The organism is Pseudomonas sp. FW300-N1A1 (assembly GCF_058789115.1).
This window is the reverse complement of the sequence record NZ_JBYTBK010000036.1, coordinates 1-20,303: the sequence shown is the minus strand read 5'-3', so window position 1 is coordinate 20,303 and position 20,303 is coordinate 1. Positions and strand designations below refer to the sequence as shown.

The following is a 20,303-nucleotide window of genomic DNA, read 5'->3' as shown; positions in this document are numbered from 1 at the left end:
CGCTCGGTGGCGCAGCCGCCGTCATAACGCTGAATGCGGATTACCTGACACACCTCGATGGCTGTATCGGGACGGCTGCGCCGTCCAGCGCGAGCAAGCTCGCTCGCCACGAAAGCAATCTTATTGCTCGGGTTTAATCTTGTCCGCCGGGCGTCGGACCCCGGCGACGATCTTATCCACGGCCTTGGTCGCCGCAACCATGCCGAACGTCGCCGTCACCATCATCACAGCGCCAAACCCGCCCGCGCAGTCGAGCTTGACGCCATCGCCGACAAAACTCTTCTGCAAGCAAATGCTGCCATCGGGTTTCGGGTAGCGCAGTTGCTCCGTGGAAAACACACACGGCACGCTGTAGTGACGGGTCACGGTGCGGGAGAAGTTGTAGTCGCGGCGCAGGGTGGAACGCACTTTCGAGGCCAGCGGGTCGTTGAAGGTCCGGTTCAGGTCACACACCTGGATCAGCGTCGGGTCGATCTGCCCGCCTGCACCACCGGTGGTGATGATCTGGATCTTGCGGCGCTTGCACCAGGCGATCAGCGCGGCCTTGGCGTTGACGCTGTCGATGCAGTCGATCACACAGTCGATGTTCGGCGTGATGTACTCGGCCATGGTCTCGCGTGTCACGAAGTCCGGTACGGCGTGTACCGTGCAGTCCGGGTTGATCCCCCGCAGACGCTCGGCCATCACCTCGACCTTGGGTTTGCCGACGGTGCTGTCCAGTGCGTGCAGCTGGCGATTGACATTGCTGACGCAGACGTCGTCCAGGTCGAACAGCGATATCTCGCCCACGCCACAACGGGCAATGGCTTCCGCCGCCCAGGAACCGACGCCGCCGACGCCGACAATCGCCACATGGGCGGCGCGCAACCGCCCCAGGCCTTCAATGCCATACAAGCGGGCAATGCCAGCAAACCGCGGATCTTCTGTACTCATGACCACTACCCTAAAAACCGGCGCGCATTATAGGGCTACGCGGCGGTAAGTTTTAAGCTACACGCTACAAGTGAAAGAACTTAAGTCAAAGTAAATTGCCTAATGTCCGGCATATCCCCGCCCGCTGTACGGTCTGGGAACACCCGGTGTAGGATGCGCCCCCCTCGGCGGCGGCCGACCGTTCCTTCGTTCCACAGCCTTTGGAACCCGAAATAGCTATGTCATCGCGTAAATTTGGACTCAATCTGGTGGTAGTGCTGGCGATTGCCGCGCTGTTCACCGGTTTCTGGGCGCTCATCAATCGCCCGGTCACAACCCCCAACTGGCCAGAGCAGATCTCCGGTTTTTCTTACTCGCCGTTCCAGCAAGGCCAGTTCCCGCAGAAAAACCAGTTCCCGTCCGACGATGAAATGCGTCGCGACCTGGAGATCATGAGCAAACTGACCGACAACATCCGGATCTATTCGGTCGACGGCACCCTGGGTGACATTCCCAAGCTGGCGGAAGAGTTCGGCTTGCGCGTGACCCTAGGGATCTGGATCAGCCCGGACCAGGAGCGCAACGAACGCGAAATCCAGCGCGCCATCGAGATCGCCAACAACTCGCGCAGTGTGGTTCGCGTGGTTGTGGGTAACGAAGCGATCTTCCGCAAGGAAATCACCGCCGAACAGCTGAGCGTGCTTCTCGATCGTGTGCGCGCCGCGGTCAAGGTCCCGGTCACTACGTCCGAACAGTGGCACGTGTGGGAAGAAAACCCGATGCTGGCCAAGCACGTCGACCTGATCGCCGCCCACGTCCTGCCCTACTGGGAGTTCGTCCCGATGGACCAGGCCGGCCAGTTCGTCCTGGACCGCGCCCGCGACCTGAAGAAAATGTTCCCGAAAAAGCCGCTCTTGCTCTCGGAAGTGGGCTGGCCGAGCAACGGCCGCATGCGCGGTGGCGCGGACGCGACCCCGGCCGACCAGGCCATTTACCTGCGCACACTGGTGAACAAGCTCAACCGCCAGGGCTTCAACTACTTTGTGATCGAGGCCTTTGACCAGCCCTGGAAAGTCAGCGACGAAGGTTCCGTCGGTGCCTATTGGGGCGTGTTCAACGCGGCGCGCCAGCAGAAGTTCAACTTCGAAGGCCCGGTGGTGGCGATCCCGCAATGGCGCGTGCTGGCCATCGGCTCCGTGGTGCTGGCGCTGTTGTCGCTGACCCTGCTGATGATCGACGGCTCGGCGCTGCGCCAGCGTGGCCGCACCTTCCTGACCTTCACCGCCTTCCTTTGCGGGTCGGTGCTGGTCTGGATCGGCTACGACTACAGCCAGCAATACAGCACCTGGTTCAGCCTGACGGTGGGGTTCCTGCTCGCCCTCGGTGCCCTCGGGGTGTTTATCGTGTTGCTGACCGAGGCCCACGAGCTGGCCGAAGCGGTGTGGATTCACAAGCGCCGGCGCGAGTTCCTGCCGGTGGTGGGCGATTCGACCTATCGGCCAAAAGTCTCGATTCACGTGCCTTGCTACAACGAGCCGCCGGAGATGGTCAAACAGACCCTCAACGCCCTGGCCAACCTCGACTATCCGGACTTTGAAGTCCTGATCATCGACAACAACACCAAGGACCCGGCGGTCTGGGAGCCGGTGCAGGCCTATTGCGAAACCCTCGGCCCGCGCTTCAAGTTCTTCCACGTCGCGCCACTGGCCGGCTTCAAGGGCGGTGCGCTGAACTACCTGATCCCGCACACCGCCAAGGATGCCGAAGTGATCGCGGTCATCGACTCCGACTACTGCGTGCATCCGAACTGGCTCAAACACATGGTGCCGCACTTCGCCGATCCGAAAATCGCCGTGGTGCAGTCGCCGCAGGATTACCGCGACCAGAACGAAAGCACCTTCAAGAAGCTCTGCTATGCCGAGTACAAAGGCTTTTTCCACATCGGCATGGTGACCCGCAACGACCGCGACGCGATCATTCAGCACGGCACCATGACCATGACCCGTCGCTCCGTGCTCGAAGAGCTTGGCTGGGCGGACTGGTGCATCTGTGAAGACGCCGAGCTGGGGCTGCGGGTGTTCGAAAAAGGTCTGTCGGCGGCGTACTACCACGACAGCTATGGCAAGGGCTTGATGCCCGATACCTTTATCGACTTCAAGAAACAGCGTTTCCGTTGGGCCTACGGCGCCATCCAGATCATCAAGCGGCACACCGCCAGCCTGATCCGGGGCAAAGACACCGAACTGACCCGTGGCCAGCGTTACCACTTCCTTGCGGGCTGGCTGCCGTGGGTGGCCGACGGCATGAACATCTTCTTCACCGCGGGCGCCCTGCTGTGGTCCGCGGCGATGATTATCGTGCCGCACCGGGTGGATCCACCGCTGCTGATTTTCGCGATCCCGCCCCTGGCCTTGTTCGTGTTCAAGGTCGGCAAGATCATCTTCCTCTACCGTCGTGCGGTGGGGGTGAACCTCAAGGACGCATTCTGCGCGGCGCTGGCCGGCCTGGCGTTGTCCCACACCATTGCCAAAGCGGTGCTGTACGGCTTCTTCACCAGCAACATTCCGTTCATCCGCACCCCAAAAAATGCCGACAGCCACGGCTTTTGGCTGGCCATTTCGGAAGCCCGTGAAGAGATGTTCATCATGTTTCTGTTATGGGGCGCGGCGCTGGGGATTTTCCTGGTGCAAGGCCTGCCGAGCAACGACATGCGTTTCTGGGTGACCATGCTGCTAGTGCAGTCGCTGCCTTATGTGGCCGCGCTGATCATGGCGTTCCTGTCGTCGCTGCCAAAACCTGTGGCCGAGGCCGAGACGCTACCCGCGGTCTAAATCGCTACAGATGCACTAAACGGCGGCCAATGGTCGCCGTTTTGCTTTAAGATAACCGCCATTTTGCAGGGCTTGGCGTGATATACGGTCTTACTGACTGAACTCAATCCCCTGTGGGAGCGGGCTTGCCCGCGAAGAGGCCGGAACATTCAACGGCTGATGCTGACTGTACCTATGCCTTCGCGGGCAAGCCCGCTCCCACATTATTAGCCTGCGCCAACTTCATGATTCCGGAGTTCTACATGACGGCCCACGCCGACCTTTCGCCGACCCTCCAGCTCGCCATCGACCTGATCCGCCGTCCGTCCGTGACGCCGGTGGACGCCGATTGCCAGAAGCAGATGATGCAGCGCCTGGGCGATGCCGGTTTCCAACTGGAACCCATGCGCATCGAAGACGTGGATAACTTCTGGGCCACCCACGGCACGCACGAAGGTCCGGTACTGTGCTTCGCCGGTCACACCGACGTGGTCCCGACCGGCCCGGTGGCGGCCTGGCAGATCGATCCGTTCGATGCCGTGATCGATGAACACGGCATGCTCTGCGGCCGTGGCGCGGCTGACATGAAAGGCAGCCTGGCGGCCATGACCGTGGCGGCCGAGCGCTTTGTCGCCGACTACCCGGACCACAAGGGCAAGGTGGCCTTCCTGATCACCAGCGACGAAGAAGGCCCGGCGCATCACGGCACCAAAGCGGTGATCGAGCGCTTGGCTGCGCGCAAGGAACGCCTGGACTGGTGCATCGTCGGCGAACCGTCGAGCACCACCCTGGTGGGTGACGTGGTCAAGAATGGCCGCCGCGGCTCCCTAGGCGCCAAGCTCACGGTGCGCGGCGTGCAAGGTCACGTGGCCTACCCGCACCTGGCGAAGAACCCGATCCACCTCGCCGCCCCGGCCCTGGCCGAACTGGCCGCCGAGCACTGGGACAACGGCAATGCGTTCTTCCCGCCCACCAGTTTCCAGATCTCCAACGTCAACTCCGGAACCGGCGCCACCAACGTTATCCCGGGCGATCTGGTCGCGGTGTTCAACTTCCGCTTCTCCACCGAATCCACCGTTGAAGGCCTGCAACAGCGTGTGGCCGATATCCTCGACAAACACGACCTGGACTGGCACATCGACTGGGCGCTGTCCGGCCTGCCGTTCCTCACCGAACCGGGCGCGCTGCTCGACGCCGTGTCGGCCAGCATCAAGGCCATCACCGGCCGTGAAACCCTGGCCTCCACCAGTGGCGGCACCTCGGATGGGCGTTTCATCGCCACCATGGGCACCCAGGTGGTCGAGTTGGGCCCGGTCAACGCAACGATCCACCAGGTCAACGAGCGGGTCCTGGCCAGCGATCTCGATGTGCTGACGGAAATCTACTACCAGACCCTGATCAAGTTGCTCGCCTGATGCTTGCCTGCCCTATCTGCAGCGCGCCGTTGAACGCGGTCGACAATGGCGTGGCGTGCCCCGCCGGGCATCGCTTCGACCGTGCCCGCCAGGGTTACCTGAACCTGTTGCCGGTGCAGCACAAGAACAGCCGCGACCCTGGCGACAACCAGGCCATGGTCGAGGCCCGTCGCGATTTTCTGAACGCCGGGCACTATGCCCCGGTGGCCAAGCGCCTGGCGGAACTGGCCGCGGAGCGCGCGCCACAACGCTGGCTGGACATCGGTTGTGGCGAGGGTTACTACACTGCGCAAATCGCCGAGGCCCTGCCCGATGCCGATGGTTATGCGCTGGACATCTCCCGCGAAGCGGTCAAACGTGCCTGCAAGCGCAACCCGGCACTGACCTGGTTGATCGCCAGCATGGCCCGGGTGCCGCTGGCCGACGCCAGCTGCCAGTTCCTGGCCAGTGTGTTCAGCCCCCTCGATTGGCTGGAGGCCAAGCGCCTGCTCAGCCCAGGCGGCGGTTTGATGAAAGTAGGCCCGACCAGCGGTCACTTGATGGAATTGCGCGAACGCCTGTACGACGAAGTCCGTGAGTACACCGACGACAAGCACCTGGCCCTGGTGCCCGAAGGCATGTCGCTGCAACACAGCGAAACCCTTGAGTTCAAGCTGACCCTGAGCAACCCTCAGGATCGCGCCAATCTGCTGGCCATGACCCCCCATGGCTGGCGCGCCAGCGCCGAACGCCGGGCAGCTGTTATCGAACAGGCCGAGCCATTCGAGGTCAGTGTGTCGATGCGCTACGATTATTTCGTTCTGCAGTAATTGCTTGAGAGCAACCCTTTAACTTTTGGCCTTGGGCAGCAGCTTAAGGCCGGCTAAATCCGCGAATGGATTTTTCGAAACCCGCAGTGAGGAACATCCATGCGCCAACCCGATATCGAGATTTACCTCAAAGACGCCGACGTCGACCACAAGGCCATCTCGGCCTGGCTGGGCGCGGCGTTGGGCCCTTGCACCGACTGGGTTCAAAAAGGCCAGACCTACAAGTGCAAGGCCGGCAACGTGCCGGTCACCTGGCTGCCGAAAGCGGTGGGCAAATGGAACAGCCTGTACCTGGAAAGCGACCAGACACCATGGGACGACGACATCGCCTGCGCCCGCGCCGCGTTTGCCGCACTGAACGTTGAAGTGCGCTGTGCACCAGGCACCTGGGTCGAGGAAGAGGGTGAAGAGTCCGCCGATCGCTGGATTCGCATCAGCGTCGATGGCGAAGAAGAGATCACCTGGAAAACCGCCTGAAAGAACATGTGGGAGCGGGCTTGCCCGCGAAGACGGCGGCACATCCAGTATTGATGTGACTGACACACCGCTTTCGTCGGAACGCCGCCCGGACCCAGCCCGCTCCCACAGGGTTCATGCACTGCGCAGAATGCGGAACTTACAGGCCGACTACATCTTCTGCCTGCAAACCTTTCTGCCCGTCCACCACGGCGTATTCAACCTGCTGGCCCTCGGCCAACGAGCGGTGACCTTCGCCACGGATTGCGCGGTAGTGCACGAACACATCCGCCCCGCCTTCACGCTGAATGAAGCCATAGCCCTTGGCGTCGTTGAACCACTTCACGTTGCCGGTCTCGCGCGTTGCCATCTATCGGTACTCCCTTTTTTATTATTGAGTCGGCCTGCTCACAGACACGCCGCCTGAGCCATTGCGCACACTCGACTGACTGTCAAAAACAGGGTCGATAGTGGCAAACGGCCGGCCGAGTATATGACAGCGGTAAAAACTCTCAACTCAAGATTACTTCGGCGCTTTTTTGCCGATTTTCGACGAATACGTCACACTACCGCTCCCGAGCACTTGCTCGGTTTTTTTCAACTAAAGCAGCAAGCCTATGACCCGCTCCCCGTTCCGCCGTCTTGTGTTTGGCGCCTTGCGCCGACTGTTGTACCTCTGGGTTCGCTCGGAGACGATCAACCAGTCGTCCTTTACCCTCAACCTCGACCGCAGTCGTCCGGTGTTCTACGTCCTGCAAAACCCTTCGTTGACCGACCTGGCCGTGCTCGACACCGAGTGCACCAAGGCCGGTTTACCACGTCCGGTGCTGCCGGTGTCGGTGGGTAACCTGCTGGAGCCAGCGGCGTTTTTCTACCTGACACCCGCACCCGACTGGCTCGGTCGCCAGGACAAGCGCGGCGCGCCGCCGACCCTGACCCGACTGGTCAGTGCCCTGAGCCAGAATGCCGCCGAAGACGCGCAAATCATCCCTGTCAGCGTGTTCTGGGGCCAATCGCCAGACAGCGAGTCGAGCCCGTGGAAACTGCTGTTTGCCGACAGCTGGGCCGTGACCGGCCGCCTGCGTCGACTGCTGAGCATCATGATCCTGGGGCGCAAGACCCGCGTGCAATTCTCCGCCCCCATCCACCTGCGCGAGCTGATCGAGCACGACAAGGGCCACGAGCGCACCGTGCGCATGGCCCAGCGCATCCTGCGGGTGCACTTTCGCAATCTGAAAGCGGCGGTCATCGGCCCGGACATTTCCCACCGCCGCAACCTGGTCAAAGGCCTGCTCAATCAGCCGCTGGTCAAACAAGCGATCCTCGATGAAGCCGAGCGCGAGAACATTTCGCCGGAAAAAGCCAAGGCCCAGGCACTGCGCTACGGCAACGAGATCGCCTCGGACTACACCTTCACCGCCATCCGCTTCCTGGAAGTGGTGCTGAGCTGGTTCTGGAACAAGATCTACGACGGCATCAAGGTCAACCACATCGAAGGCGTGCAGCAGGTCGCCCCGGGTCACGAAGTGATCTACGTACCCTGCCACCGCAGCCACATCGACTACCTGCTGCTGTCCTACCTGCTGTTTCGCAACGGACTGACCCCGCCGCACATCGCCGCCGGGATCAACCTCAACATGCCGGTGATCGGCAGCCTGCTGCGGCGTGGCGGCGCCTTCTTCATGCGCCGCACATTCAAGGGCAACCCGCTCTATACCTCAGTGTTCAACGAGTACCTGCACACCCTGTTTACCAAGGGCTTCCCGGTGGAGTACTTCGTCGAGGGTGGCCGTTCGCGCACCGGGCGCATGCTGCAACCGAAAACCGGGATGCTGGCGATCACCTTGCGCAGCTTCCTGCGCTCCTCACGCATGCCGATCGTCTTCGTCCCGGTGTACATCGGTTACGAACGTGTCCTGGAGGGCCGCACCTACCTGGGTGAGTTGCGCGGCGCGAGCAAGAAGAAAGAGTCGATTTTCGACATCTTCAAAGTCATCGGTGCGCTGAAACAACGCTTCGGCCAGGTGGCGGTGAACTTCGGCGAGCCGATCAAGCTGGCCGAGTTCCTCGACAGCGAACAACCGGACTGGCGCTCCCAGGAACTGGGGCCGCAGTACAGGCCTGCCTGGCTCAACGAAACCACCAATCGCCTCGGCGAACGGGTCGCCCGGCACTTGAATGAGGCGGCCGCGATCAACCCGGTGAACCTGGTCGCGCTGGCCTTGTTGTCCACCAGCCGCCTGGCGCTGGATGATCGCGCCATGGCCCGGGTGCTGGATCTGTACCTGGCATTGCTGCGACGCGTCCCTTACTCGCCGCATACCACGCTGCCAGAGGGCGACGGCCGTGCACTGATCGAACACGTCAAGGACATGGACCTGCTCTGCGAGCAAAGCGATGCGCTGGGCAAAATCCTCTATCTGGATGAGCAAAACGCCGTCCTGATGACCTACTACCGCAACAACGTCCTGCACATTTTCGCCTTGCCTGCCTTGCTCGCCAGTTTCTTCCAGAGCAGCTCGCGCATGAGCCGCGAACAGATCCTGCGGTACACCCGCGCGCTGTACCCGTACCTGCAATCGGAGCTATTCATTCGTTGGTCGCTGGACGAACTGGACGCCGTGATCGACCAATGGCTCGAGGCGTTCGTCGAGCAAGGCCTGTTGCGTTTCGAGAACAACCTGTACCTGCGCCCGGCGCCAAGCTCACGGCATTTCGTGCTGCTGACCCTGCTGTCCAGGAGCATCGCGCAGACCCTGCAGCGTTTCTACATGGCCATCTCGTTGCTGCTCAACAGCGGCCAGAACACCCTCAGCGCCGAAGAGCTGGAAGACCTGTGCACGGTCATGGCCCAGCGCCTGTCGATCCTGCATGGCCTGAACGCTCCGGAGTTCTTCGACAAGAGCCTGTTCCGCCACTTCATCCAGACCCTGCTGGACCTGGAGGTACTGCGTCGCGACGAGGCCGGCAAGCTGAGCCATCACGAACTGCTCGGTGAACTGGCCGAGGGTGCAGCCAAACGGGTGTTGCCGGCGGAGATCCGCTTGTCGATCCGTCAGGTGGCACTGCATCGCAGTGAGGATGCCGCGGAGCAGAACAGCGCCGTCCTTCAGTAAGCACCTGAGCACCGTCTTCCAGGATTCAACCGATTGAAACCCTGGAAGACGGCGCTGTCATTACCTGGAATGGTTTTTAATAAACCATACCCTGCACTCAATATTTGACTTGAGTGCTTTATCCAAGATTGAAACATCAATAAACAACCAAATCGTCCAGCACCACTGAATAGTTAACTATTCCTACATTAATTACCCAGCCAACTTCTTATCCTTATTCAGGCGCCCAGTCAGGACGTCACATTAAAATAAGGATATTTAGATGACCGAACTCTATTATTCCGTCCCGTGCAAAGCCTACTACCTGGAAAGGATTGCTTTGCTGCCCAGCACGACCCTCTACGCCTCCCTGCAGGACGTCAGCCTGGCAAATGCGCCCGCCAGGGAAATTGCACACTGCGTGATCCCGGAGGCCAACAAAGCGGGCCTTGCCTTTGAGTTCAGCGTACCGGCATCCGCGGTTATGGATGGCCATAGCTATGCGATCAGTGTGCGCATCGAAGCTAATAACGAACTCATCTTCATCACCCAGGACCAGCACAGCGTTGACCCGTGCGCCAACTACTTGCAGCCACTGGACATCCTGGTGCGTAGGGTCTGACAACGCCTGGCAGGCGTGATTTATCAGCAACCGTGCCTGTTTGAAATAACCGCGTACTTTCAAGTCAAGCCAATGATAAGGAAATCAACATGACCCAACACACCCTGACGACCATCCTGCACTTTCCTCCAGACTACAAACTGCCCGAAGACTGCAGCATAGACATAAGAACACGAAACATAACCGACAGTAACGCCCCCTTTTCCCTCTGCGCATGGGGCAGCAACAAACTGCCCTCGGGACTCCCCATGCAGTTCACCTTCAACATCGACTCGGACCAGGCCAATGTCGGAGAGCGCTTTTCCATGGATGTGCGCATCGCCCATCAAGGGACTGCGCTCTTGCTGGATGTCGAACAGCGTTTCAGCTGGAAAGGCGGTGATCACACAGTCGATATCTACCTGAGCCCTGTGGGTTGGATCGCGATCCAGAAAACCTGGATGCCCAGGATCGGTTACCCGGAGGATTCAAAACTGTTTGTGACGCTACTTGAAAAAACGCCTGACGGCAGTCCGGGCATCGTTCTGAGTGAGGGCCAGCACCTGACTCAGGACATCCAGCCTTTCTACCTGCATTATGACCCGCTCCTGGTCAAGCCGGGGCAACGTTACGCATTGACCGGCACCTTCGAAACCCATGGCCAGGGACGCCTGTCACTAGGTCTCTCACCCAAAGAGCTGGTCCTGCTGCCAGCACCACTACAGGCTCCTGTATTCGGCAGTTGAAGGCGAAATACCCAGGGCCGATGCCCGGCATAAAATCCGCTAGACTCCCGAGGGGCGCCGGCCTGCTGCTGGCGCCTCCTCGATACGGAGATCCACGATGAAGAGAAACACGCTTGCCCTGCTCGCTGCCGCCACCCTGCTGACGGCCTGCCAAAGCCCGTCACCGGCGCCTAAAGCAACCCTGGACGGCGAAGTCTTCTACTTGCAACGCATGGCACTGCCACCGACAGCAATCCTGAGTGTCAGCCTGCAGGACGTGACACTGGCCGATGCTCCGGCAAAGACCCTTGACGAGCAAAGAGGCCCGATCAAAGGCCAGGTACCCTTGGCCTTCCACCTCAGCTACGACCCGATGCAGGTCGAGCCCACCCACCGGTACTCGGTGAACGCCCGCATTGAGGTCGATGGCAAACTGATGTTCATCACCACCGAGAATCATGCCGTGCAACTGGACGGGAGCGATCCACAGCCAGTCAAGGTTCGCGTCGACGCGGTTCGTTGAGAGGTATGAGCGAACAAGGACGCTGCCAGGCAGCGTCCTGTCTTTCTCGAATCAAGCTTCCAGCTCATCTCAAAAGCGCTATCGACTGAGAGATAACGCTCGAAACGTCGAACCCCTGTCTCTGAAAGCATGGTCTCGGAAACCATGGAAACTGAAACACCCCGGGATCCACTGAATCAGCACGCTCAGGCGGATGCAGGCGTCGTTCGATCCCACGCTGAGCGCAGGACCGATATCAAAGCGCCTCCTGCTTGACCCTGAACCACGCCGCATACAGCGCCGGCAGGAACAGCAACGTCAACGCGGTCGCCACGATCAAGCCGCCCATGATTGCCACGGCCATCGGCCCGAAGAACACACTGCGCGACAGCGGGATCATCGCCAGCACGGCGGCCAGGGCAGTGAGCACGATTGGCCGGAAGCGGCGTACCGTGGCTTCGATGATCGCCTGCCAGGGTTTGAGCCCGGCGAGGATGTCCTGCTCGATCTGGTCCACCAGGATCACCGAGTTGCGCATGATCATCCCCGACAGGGCAATGGTGCCGAGCATGGCCACGAACCCGAACGGCTGACGAAACACCAGCAGGAACAGGGTGACGCCGATCAGCCCCAGCGGCGCGGTCAAAAACACCATCGCCGTGCGCGAGAAGCTGCGCAGTTGCACCATCAGCAAGGTCAGCACCACGACGATGAACAACGGCACACCGGCCTTCACCGAGTTCTGTCCGCGAGCCGAGTCTTCCACGGTACCGCCCACGTCCAGCAAGTAGCCGTCCGGCAATTCAGCGCGAATCGGCTCGAGGGTCGGCAGAATCTGTTTGACCAGGGTCGCCGGTTGCTCCTTGCCATAGATATCGGCGCGGACCGTCACGTTCGGCAAACGGTTACGGTGCCAGATGACGCCCTCCTCAAAGCCGTACTCCAGGGTCGCCACCTGGGACAACGCCACACTCTTGCCGTTGTCGGTCGGCACCGCCAGGCTCGACAACTGCGACAGTTCAGTCCGTTCGTGCACGGTGCCGCGCAAAAGGATTTCGATCAACTCGTTGTCTTCACGGTACTGGCTGACGCTGGAGCCGGTCAGCGAGCTCTGCAAAAACCTCGACAAGTTCACGGTGCTCACGCCCAGGGCCCGTGCACGGTCCTGATCGACGTTCAGGTACACCACTTTGCTGGGCTCTTCCCAATCCAGGTGCACGTTGACCACATGGGGGTTCTCGCGCACCTTGGCGGCGACTTTACGGGCCAGGGCGCGGACTTCTTCAATGTGCTCGCCAGTCACCCGAAACTGCACCGGGTATCCCACGGGCGGGCCGTTTTCCAGGCGCGTGACCCGCGAGCGCAACGCCGGAAATTGTTCGTTGAGGGTTTCGATCAGCCAGCTGCGCAGGCTTTCACGCTCCTCGATGGTGTCCGCCAGGACGACAAACTGAGCGAAGCTGGCCGCCGGCAGCTGCTGATCCAGTGGCAGGTAAAAACGTGGCGAACCGGTGCCGATGTAGGCCACATAGTTTTCAATGCCCGCGTGCTCCTTGAGCATCGCTTCCAGGCGCTTCACCTCAGCGGCGGTATTGCTCAACGAAGCGCCTTCCGCCAGCTTCAGGTCGACCATCAACTCCAGTCGGCCCGAGGCCGGAAAGAACTGTTGCGGCACGAAACGGAACAGCACTACCGAAGCCAGGAACAGCAGGATGGTCAACGCAATCACGGTTTTACGCCGGCGCACACACCACTCCACCAGACGTCGCACCCGTTGATAAAAGGGTGTTGCGTAAGGATCCGGCTGGCCGGCGCCGTGCTTGGCCGCATGGAGTTTGGCCAGGTCCGGCAGCAGTTTCTCCCCCAGATAGGGCACAAACACCACAGCGGCGATCCATGAGGCCAGCAACGCGATCGTCACGACCTGGAAGATCGAACGGGTGTACTCGCCCGTGCTCGATTGCGCAGTGGCGATCGGCAGGAAACCGGCGGCGGTGATCAGGGTGCCGGTGAGCATCGGGAATGCCGTGCTGGTCCAGGCATAACTGGCAGCCTTGACCCGGTCGAAGCCCTGCTCCATTTTGATCGCCATCATCTCCACCGCAATGATCGCGTCATCCACCAGCAAGCCCAGGGCCAGTACCAACGCGCCCAGGGAGATCTTGTGCAGGCCAATGCCCAGGTAATACATGCAGGCAAAGGTCATGGCCAACACCAGCGGAATTGCCAGGGCGACCACCATGCCGGTGCGCACGCCCAAGGAGAAAAAGCTCACCAGCAACACAATCGCCAACGCCTCGACCAGTACCTGGACGAACTCGCCGACGCTGGTTTTTACCGCCGCCGGCTGGTCAGACACCTTGCGCAGCTGCATGCCCGCCGGCAGGTTGTCCTGGATCCGCTTGAACTCGCGCTCCAGCGCACTGCCCAGTACCAGAATATCGCCGCCTTCCTTCATGGCCACGGCCAGGCCGATCGCATCCTCGCCCATGAAGCGCATGCGCGGTGCCGGTGGATCGTTGAAGCCACGGTGCACGTCCGCCACATCACCGATACGGAAAGTTCGATCACCGACGCGGATCGGGAAACCGCGAATCTGCTCGACCGTCTGGAAGTTACCCGTCACCCGCAACTGCAATCGCTCGCTGGTGGTTTCGAAGAACCCGGCGTTGGACACCGCGTTCTGCTCCTCCAGTGCTTGCTGCACAGCCGCCAATGGCAAGCCCAGCGTGGCCAGTTTGAGGTTGGACAGCTCGATCCAGATTTTCTCGTCCTGCAGCCCGAGCAGGTCGACCTTGCCCACATCCTTGACCCGTTGCAGTTGGATCTGGATGCGGTCCGCGTAGTCCTTGAGTACCGCGTAGTCGAAACCTTCCCCCGTCAGCGCGTAAATATTGCCGAAGGTGGTACCGAACTCGTCGTTGAAGAATGGCCCCTGGATACCCGGTGGCAAGGTCGGGCGAATATCGCCAACCTTCTTGCGCACCTGATACCAGAGTTCCGGAATGTCCACCGAATGCATCGAGTCCCGGGCAATGAACGTCACCTGGGATTCACCGGGGCGGGAGAACGACACGATCCGTTCATACTCGCCGGTTTCCATCAGCTTCTTTTCGATACGTTCGGTGACCTGCCGCGAGACTTCCTGGGCTGTCGCACCCGGCCACTTGGTCTGGATCACCATGGCCTTGAAGGTGAACGGCGGGTCCTCGCTCTGGCCCAGCTTGGTGTAGGACAAGGTGCCGACAACCGCCAGCAGGATCATCAGAAACAATACGATCTGGCGATTACGCAGCGCCCATTCGGATAGATTGAAACCCATCGGGGATTACTCCTTGACCGCCAGATTGACCACGCGGTTGGAGCGATCCACCGGCCGCACTGGCTGGCCGTCGTGGAGCACATGGACACCGGCCGCCACCACCCAGTCGCTGGCCGTCAGGCCTTCAAGCACCGGTACGCTTTTCTCACCGAAGGCCCCGACGCGAACCGGCGCCTTGCGCAGGGTGCTGTCGGCGTTCACCACCCAGACGTAGGTCGCACCGTTTTCCGCGGTGAGTGCCGAGAGCGGCACCGAGAGCGGTACCACGTCAGTGGTTTGAATGAATACCCGAGCGCTTTGACCGAGCTCGGCCGCCACCTTGCCGGCAGTGAAGGCGATGCGTGCGGCAAAGGTGCGGGACTTGGGATCAGCGGCTGGCGACAACTCGCGGATGCTGCCGGCAAAGCGTTGCCCCGGCTGGCTCCACAATTCAACGGTGACCGGCTGGCCAATCTTGAACCGGCCAAACCCTTGCTCCGGCAGGCTGATCAAGACTTCACGCTCGCCGTCGGTAGCCAGGGTGAACACGGTTTGCCCCGCGGCCACGACCTGGCCGACTTCCACGGCACGCTTGGCTACCACCCCGTCACGCGGCGCGCGCAAGACGGCGTAGCTGGCCTGATTGTTGGCGACATCGAACTCGGCCTTGATCTGCTTGAGACGTGCTTCACCGGATCGGTAGAGATTTTCCGCGTTGTCGTACTGCGAGCGGCTGACCAACTGACGCTCCATCAGGGTCTTGTAGCGATCACGCTCGGTGCGCACCAGGTTCAGATTGGCAGTGGCCGCCGCCACTTGGGCACGGGTTGCTTCCAACTGCAGCCGTACATCCTCGGGATCGAGTTCGGCCAGTGCCTGATTGGCTTTGACCCGCTCCCCCTCCTCGACCAGTCGTCGGCTGACTTTGCCGCCAATGCGAAAGGCCAGGTCCGGCTCATAGCGTGCGCGGACTTCGCCAGGATAGCTGTCCATCGCCTGTGCGGAGGGCTCTGGCTGAACCACCATGGCCGGGCGAACGGCGACTTGCACCGGTTCTTCGTGACCACACGCAGCCAACAAAAACGCCAGGCTGGCTGGCAACACGAGAGGCAAGGCATAGCGGAACATGGCGAAGGACCTTTCGCTAATGGTGCTTGGAATAATTATACTGACCAGTATGTTATTAATAGCAAACTCACCAGTCCAGTATTAAAGCGAAGAATGCCCAAGAATCTTTCTGTACCTAACGGCCCTGGCCGCCCAAAGGATCCCGCCAAGCGCGAGGCCATCCTGGGAGCCGCCAAACGCCTGTTTCTGAGCAATGGTTACGCGAACACCAGCATGGACGCGGTGGCGGCTGAGGCCGGGGTTTCGAAGTTGACCGTCTACAGCCACTTCACGGACAAGGAGACGCTGTTCTCCTCGGCCGTCATGGCCAAGTGCGAAGAACAATTGCCTACCCTGTTTTTCGAACTGCCCGACGAGATGCCGATCGAGAGCGTGTTGTTGAACATCGCCCGGGGCTTTCATCTGCTGATCAACAGCGATGAATCGGTGAAACTGCATCGCCTGATGATGACGCTGGGCAGCCAGGACCCGAAGCTGGCGCAGATCTTCTTCGAAGCCGGTCCACAACGGATGGTGCACGGCATGGAACACTTGCTGGGTAAGGTCGACCAATCGGGCGCCCTGCGCATCGACAAACCGCGCAACGCCGCCGAGCATTTTTTCTGCCTGCTCAAGGGCGCGGGTAATTTCCGTCTGCTCTACGGCTGCGGCGAACCCTTGACCGGCGACACCGCCGAAGCCCATGTGCGGGAAGTGGTGGGATTGTTCATGCGGGCGTATCAGCCGGGGAACGCTACAAGCCGCTAGTTGCTAGCGGCAAGTAACAACACCGATTACCGCTTAAGCCTTGAGCGCTTTCTTCGGATAGATGTCGTAACGACTGGACTTGCCATCCAGCGCATGGCTCGGCTTGGGTCCTTCAATACACGGAGCCTTGCGCGGACGCTTGACCACGACCCGATGGCTGGCCAGCGCCAGAGCGGCTTCGAGCAGGGCCGGCGCATCCGGGTCGTCACCCACCAGCGGGCGGAACAGGCGCATTTCCTTCTTGACCAGCGCCGTCTTCTCCCGATGAGGGAACATCGGGTCAAGGTAGATAACCTGTGGCGGCTCACCCTGCCAATTGCGCATCAACTCAATCGAGTTGCCCTTGAGCAAGTGCATGCGCGCCACAATCGGCGCTACCTCAAAATCTTCGGCCGCGCGTGCCAGACCGTCTTCGAGCAAGGCCCCGATCAACGGCTGACGCTCGATCAGGCTCATCTCACAGCCCAGGCTCGCCAGTACGAAGCCATCCTTGCCCAGGCCTGCCGTGGCATCCAGCACTCTGGGGCGCACGCCTTGGGCGACGCCAACCGCCTTGGCAATCATCTGTCCACTGCCGCCGCCATACAACCGGCGATGGGCCGCGCCACCCTCGACGAAATCCACTCGCACCGGTCCTGGCGCATCCGGCCCCAGCTGCTGCAGCTGTAAACCCTGCTCACCCACTTGCAGGGCAAACTCGGCATCGTCCAGCAGCAGCGGCAAATTCAATCGCTCGGCCCAGAGCAGCGCTTGCGCCTGAAACCCATCGGCCAGGGCCTCGACTTTGATGCGGCTGGCCGCAGGTTGCTCACTCATCAGAAAACACACTCGAAAAATTAATGATCGGCAAAAACGGCCGATAACCAAACTATCGAGCATTTTGCCAGAGCTGAGCGTCGACCGAGAGAAATGTCAGACATTCAACGCGTACCTGCAGGCTTTATTACGCCTTACCGCGAATACAGCCGACACAACACCCAGACACTGAGCGGTGTCAGTCACCTGTGGCAGGATTTCTTTGCCCAGGCGCTGGCCGATCAGTCGGGTGACGGGCTACCCGCTGCTGACGCATACCCGCCCTTCGCCATCGACAGCCCGGACGAACCGGCAGGTGGTTCCGACCTGCTGGCCAAGATCGTCACACAACGCGCCTGCGATGTCGTAGACACCGAGATTCGCCCGCCGGAGCCGCTGTTCCTGCCCATCGCCGAATTCGACATGGAGCTGGCCGACAAACCGGCCCCGCCATTCCCGCCTGAAGAGATCGTTGCCCAGCAATCGCAGCAGGAATTCGACAACAAATGGGTACGTCCACTGGTGCTCACGGCCGGCCAGCCATTGCCTGAACCGGGCCCGGCGCCGGCACCTCGCTCGCTGTTCCTGCCGATTGCCGAGTTCGAACTCGAACTGCTGCCGCCTCCTGCGCAGCCCTTTGCACCTGAAGAACTGCAGGAGCAACAACAACAATTCGATTTCGACAGCCGCTGGGCGCGCCCGATCGTCCTACACAACCTGCGCCTCGCCGCCTGAGCCGGGCCAGGCACGCTCCTGCCCCGCCTTGCCACGACGCCTCTCAGCCCTTGAACAGTTGATTGGCCTGCGAATACGGCAGGGTCCGTTCGGTGAAGGTAAAGGTCCCCTGATCGTGAATCTCCCGGGCCGCCCGGTAGAACTCACCGTAAGCCGCCAAGGCCAGGGCGGAGCCAACGCTGATGCGCTTCACGCCCATTTCACTGAGCTGCGCCACTGTCAGCTTCAGACCGCCCGACATCAGCACATTGACCGGCTTCGGCGCCACCGCACGCACCACCGCCAACACCTCTTCGGCCGTGCGCAGGCCCGGTGCGTACAGCACATCGGCACCGGCTTCGGCGAAGGCCTGCAAGCGACGAATGGTATCGGCCAGGTCCGGATTGCCGTGCAGGTAGTTTTCGGCACGGGCCGTGAGGGTGAAGGGGAATGGCAGGCTGCGCGCGGCCGCTACCGCCGCGTCAATCCGCGCCACCGCATGCTCGAAGCAGTAGATCGGGCCGTCTTCGCGACCGGTCGCATCCTCGATCGAGCCCCCGACGGCGCCGGCACTGGCGGCGCCCAGCACGCTTTGTGCAGACTGCTGCGGGTCGTCGGCAAAGCCGTTCTCCAGATCGACCGCCACCGGCAGATCGGTCGCCGCGACAATCGCCCGGACGTTGGCCAGGGTGTCTTCGAGTTTCAACGCACCGTCCGGACGGCCCATCGAAAATGCATAACCGGCACTGGTGGTCGCCAGCGCCTGATAACCCAGGCTGGCCAGCATTTTTGCCGAACCGGCGTCCCATGGGTTGGGGATCACAAAGGCTCCAGCACCTTCGTGCAAGGCCTTGAACGCTTGAGCTCTAAGGGTTTGCGCATCCATTGGCTCGCTCCTGTAGAAGGGAATGACCCGCCGTCAGAGCAAGCCCAGTTGCTCCGCGACGGGCTCTCTGTATAGCTCAGGCAGGGCCGGCAAGCCAGGCAGGCGTGCCATCAACCGGGTATGGAAGCGCTGGGCCAATGCGGCGGCCAACAGGTTATCCGCGGTGTGCAGGAAGATGTACGGCGTACGGCCTTCCTCGATCCATTGGGCGATTTTCTCGACCCAGGGCGTGAGAAAGACCTCGTTGGCCTCCAGCACCGGATGACCGATGAAACGCACCTGCGGAAACCGGGTGAAGGCCGCCGGACGGGGCGGGACATTGGGCTTCTTGGCTTGCGCGTGGAGCACCGAAGGCTCGGTCGAGGTGCAACTGAACAACGCCCGAGGATCCAGGCAAATGCGCTCCACGCCACGGTCCAGGAGCAAGCGATTGAGTTGCCGCTCGGCATCGCCCTTGGCAAAGAAGTCCCGATGCCGGACCTCAACCGCCAAGGGCCGTTGCAAGCCATCGATAAAGCCGGCCAGCTCAGCGATGCGCTGCGGGGTAAACGCCGCCGACAGCTGCAACCACAGCGGTGCGACCCGCTCCCCGAGCGGGCCGAGAAGCTGCACGAAGCTTTCGGCCGCGGTGATTTGCTCGCGCAGGTCGCCGCCGTGACTGATGTCACTGGGGAACTTGGCGGTGAAGCGAAAGTGCTCGGGCATGGTCTGCGCCCAACGCTCTACCGTCGCCGGGGCGGGACGTGCATAAAACGTGGTGTTGCCTTCGACAGCGTTGAACACCTGGGTGTACAGGCCAAGCAGTTCGTGGGGGCGAGCGTTCTGTGGATACAGGTAGTCGCGCCAGGCGTTTTCGCTCCAGGACGGGCAACCGAGGTAATAAGGCAGCCGCATCAGATGTGCAGGTCGAGACCCAGCACTTCCGTATCCCAGTCGACAAACGTGGCGGTGCTGAGGTAGCTGGCCAGGGCCGTCGCCACGGTTTTGCTCATGGTGCGCCGGTAAAGCAGGTCTTGCGGGCGGGCGGGAAGATTGCTCGAGCGCTGGGCGGCACGGGCTGCCAGTTGCTCTTCGGAAGGGATTGGCTGCTCGTCATCGATGTCCTCGACGGACTCGTCCACAGACGCATGGCCCTTACGGGGCTTGCGCGCAATGGGATAGGACTGGGAAGAAAAGCCGTCTATGCGCATAGGTGCGTGCTCATGATCGATGATGGCAATTTAGCGGCACTTCTCGGAGTGCGCAAATTGCCAAGTGATAACTAGAACACATAAAAGCAAAAAGGTTTAAAAGCGCAGGCAAGAAACTGACGATTGGAATCGCTTGCTCTTGTTTGGACCGGGGACATGGTTTACACCTGTTCGGGGACATGGTGGACACTTTTTAATACGACACATTGATCATCTG

18 protein-coding genes are annotated in these 20,303 nt (G+C 61.1%); 10 read left to right on the top strand and 8 right to left on the bottom strand.

Going from position 1 to position 20,303, the window contains the following annotated elements:
- Positions 1 to 120: 120 nt before the first annotated feature.
- Complete coding sequence (gene tcdA, locus AC3WQN_RS20555) at positions 121 to 933, bottom strand: tRNA cyclic N6-threonylcarbamoyladenosine(37) synthase TcdA (RefSeq protein ID WP_176465340.1); 813 nt, start codon at positions 931 to 933, stop codon at positions 121 to 123.
- Positions 934 to 1,151: 218 nt separating this feature from the next.
- Here tcdA and AC3WQN_RS20550 point away from each other — a divergent pair, with 218 nt between their 5' ends.
- The 4 genes from AC3WQN_RS20550 (at position 1,152) to AC3WQN_RS20535 (ending at position 6,423) form a co-directional block, all read left to right on the top strand.
- Positions 1,152 to 3,743: a glycosyltransferase gene (locus AC3WQN_RS20550; RefSeq protein ID WP_103402130.1), complete on the top strand. Its 2,592-nt coding sequence runs from the start codon at positions 1,152 to 1,154 to the stop codon at positions 3,741 to 3,743.
- 242 nt (positions 3,744 to 3,985) lie between these two features.
- Positions 3,986 to 5,137 carry a succinyl-diaminopimelate desuccinylase gene (gene dapE / locus AC3WQN_RS20545; protein WP_103402131.1) on the top strand — a complete coding sequence of 384 codons (1,152 nt, stop codon included), beginning with the start codon at positions 3,986 to 3,988 and terminating at the stop codon, positions 5,135 to 5,137.
- Positions 5,137 to 5,946, top strand: a complete 810-nt coding sequence (locus AC3WQN_RS20540; RefSeq protein ID WP_095077495.1) for a putative RNA methyltransferase — start codon at positions 5,137 to 5,139, stop codon at positions 5,944 to 5,946. Before dapE ends, AC3WQN_RS20540 begins: the two co-directional genes overlap by 1 nt.
- Positions 5,947 to 6,045: 99 nt before the next feature.
- A complete protein-coding gene (locus tag AC3WQN_RS20535) occupies positions 6,046 to 6,423 on the top strand; it encodes a hypothetical protein (RefSeq protein ID WP_095077496.1) in 378 nt (125 codons plus the stop codon).
- A gap of 139 nt (positions 6,424 to 6,562) precedes the next feature.
- Here AC3WQN_RS20535 and AC3WQN_RS20530 read toward each other — a convergent pair whose 3' ends face one another.
- Complete coding sequence (locus AC3WQN_RS20530) at positions 6,563 to 6,772, bottom strand: cold-shock protein (protein WP_019692071.1); 210 nt, start codon at positions 6,770 to 6,772, stop codon at positions 6,563 to 6,565.
- 247 nt (positions 6,773 to 7,019) lie between these two features.
- On the opposite strand from AC3WQN_RS20530, the gene plsB reads away from it, so the two are divergent.
- From plsB to AC3WQN_RS20510, 4 genes are all read left to right on the top strand, one after another.
- Positions 7,020 to 9,518: a glycerol-3-phosphate 1-O-acyltransferase PlsB gene (gene plsB / locus AC3WQN_RS20525; protein WP_103402132.1), complete on the top strand. Its 2,499-nt coding sequence runs from the start codon at positions 7,020 to 7,022 to the stop codon at positions 9,516 to 9,518.
- A gap of 262 nt (positions 9,519 to 9,780) precedes the next feature.
- The gene (locus tag AC3WQN_RS20520; protein ID WP_103402133.1) at positions 9,781 to 10,119 is read left to right on the top strand and encodes a YbaY family lipoprotein; all 339 of its coding nucleotides are present in this window, start codon (positions 9,781 to 9,783) and stop codon (positions 10,117 to 10,119) included.
- Between the two features lie 89 nt (positions 10,120 to 10,208).
- Positions 10,209 to 10,844, top strand: a complete 636-nt coding sequence (locus AC3WQN_RS20515; RefSeq protein ID WP_103402134.1) for a YbaY family lipoprotein — start codon at positions 10,209 to 10,211, stop codon at positions 10,842 to 10,844.
- Positions 10,845 to 10,941: 97 nt separating this feature from the next.
- The gene (locus tag AC3WQN_RS20510; protein ID WP_103402135.1) at positions 10,942 to 11,346 is read left to right on the top strand and encodes a YbaY family lipoprotein; all 405 of its coding nucleotides are present in this window, start codon (positions 10,942 to 10,944) and stop codon (positions 11,344 to 11,346) included.
- Between the two features lie 235 nt (positions 11,347 to 11,581).
- Here AC3WQN_RS20510 and AC3WQN_RS20505 read toward each other — a convergent pair whose 3' ends face one another.
- Together AC3WQN_RS20505 and AC3WQN_RS20500 are read right to left on the bottom strand one after the other, a co-directional pair.
- Positions 11,582 to 14,647 (bottom strand): efflux RND transporter permease subunit, encoded by a 3,066-nt coding sequence (locus tag AC3WQN_RS20505; RefSeq protein ID WP_103402136.1) that lies wholly within the window; start codon positions 14,645 to 14,647, stop codon positions 11,582 to 11,584.
- A gap of 6 nt (positions 14,648 to 14,653) precedes the next feature.
- Positions 14,654 to 15,754, bottom strand: a complete 1,101-nt coding sequence (locus AC3WQN_RS20500) for an efflux RND transporter periplasmic adaptor subunit (protein ID WP_095146520.1) — start codon at positions 15,752 to 15,754, stop codon at positions 14,654 to 14,656.
- 93 nt (positions 15,755 to 15,847) lie between these two features.
- On the opposite strand from AC3WQN_RS20500, the gene AC3WQN_RS20495 reads away from it, so the two are divergent.
- Positions 15,848 to 16,501, top strand: a complete 654-nt coding sequence (locus AC3WQN_RS20495) for a TetR/AcrR family transcriptional regulator (protein ID WP_103402137.1) — start codon at positions 15,848 to 15,850, stop codon at positions 16,499 to 16,501.
- A 33-nt stretch (positions 16,502 to 16,534) separates the two neighbouring features.
- On the opposite strand, the gene AC3WQN_RS20490 is transcribed toward AC3WQN_RS20495, so the two are convergent.
- Positions 16,535 to 17,317: a class I SAM-dependent methyltransferase gene (locus AC3WQN_RS20490; RefSeq protein ID WP_103402138.1), complete on the bottom strand. Its 783-nt coding sequence runs from the start codon at positions 17,315 to 17,317 to the stop codon at positions 16,535 to 16,537.
- A 93-nt stretch (positions 17,318 to 17,410) separates the two neighbouring features.
- Between AC3WQN_RS20490 and AC3WQN_RS20485 the strand changes: the two genes are divergently transcribed.
- Positions 17,411 to 18,031 carry an energy transducer TonB gene (locus tag AC3WQN_RS20485; RefSeq protein ID WP_103402139.1) on the top strand — a complete coding sequence of 207 codons (621 nt, stop codon included), beginning with the start codon at positions 17,411 to 17,413 and terminating at the stop codon, positions 18,029 to 18,031.
- Positions 18,032 to 18,074: 43 nt separating this feature from the next.
- Here the strand turns inward: AC3WQN_RS20485 and AC3WQN_RS20480 are convergent, their stop codons facing one another.
- Genes AC3WQN_RS20480 through AC3WQN_RS20470 form a run of 3 tightly spaced genes read right to left on the bottom strand, consistent with a single transcriptional unit; the run spans position 18,075 to position 20,086 of the window.
- The gene (locus tag AC3WQN_RS20480) at positions 18,075 to 18,896 is read right to left on the bottom strand and encodes an isocitrate lyase/PEP mutase family protein (protein ID WP_103402140.1); all 822 of its coding nucleotides are present in this window, start codon (positions 18,894 to 18,896) and stop codon (positions 18,075 to 18,077) included.
- A gap of 33 nt (positions 18,897 to 18,929) precedes the next feature.
- Entirely contained in the window at positions 18,930 to 19,790 is an 861-nt protein-coding gene (locus AC3WQN_RS20475; RefSeq protein ID WP_103402141.1) for a DUF72 domain-containing protein, read from the bottom strand.
- A complete protein-coding gene (locus tag AC3WQN_RS20470) occupies positions 19,790 to 20,086 on the bottom strand; it encodes a hypothetical protein (protein WP_103402142.1) in 297 nt (98 codons plus the stop codon). Before AC3WQN_RS20470 ends, AC3WQN_RS20475 begins: the two co-directional genes overlap by 1 nt.
- Positions 20,087 to 20,303 lie beyond the last annotated feature (217 nt).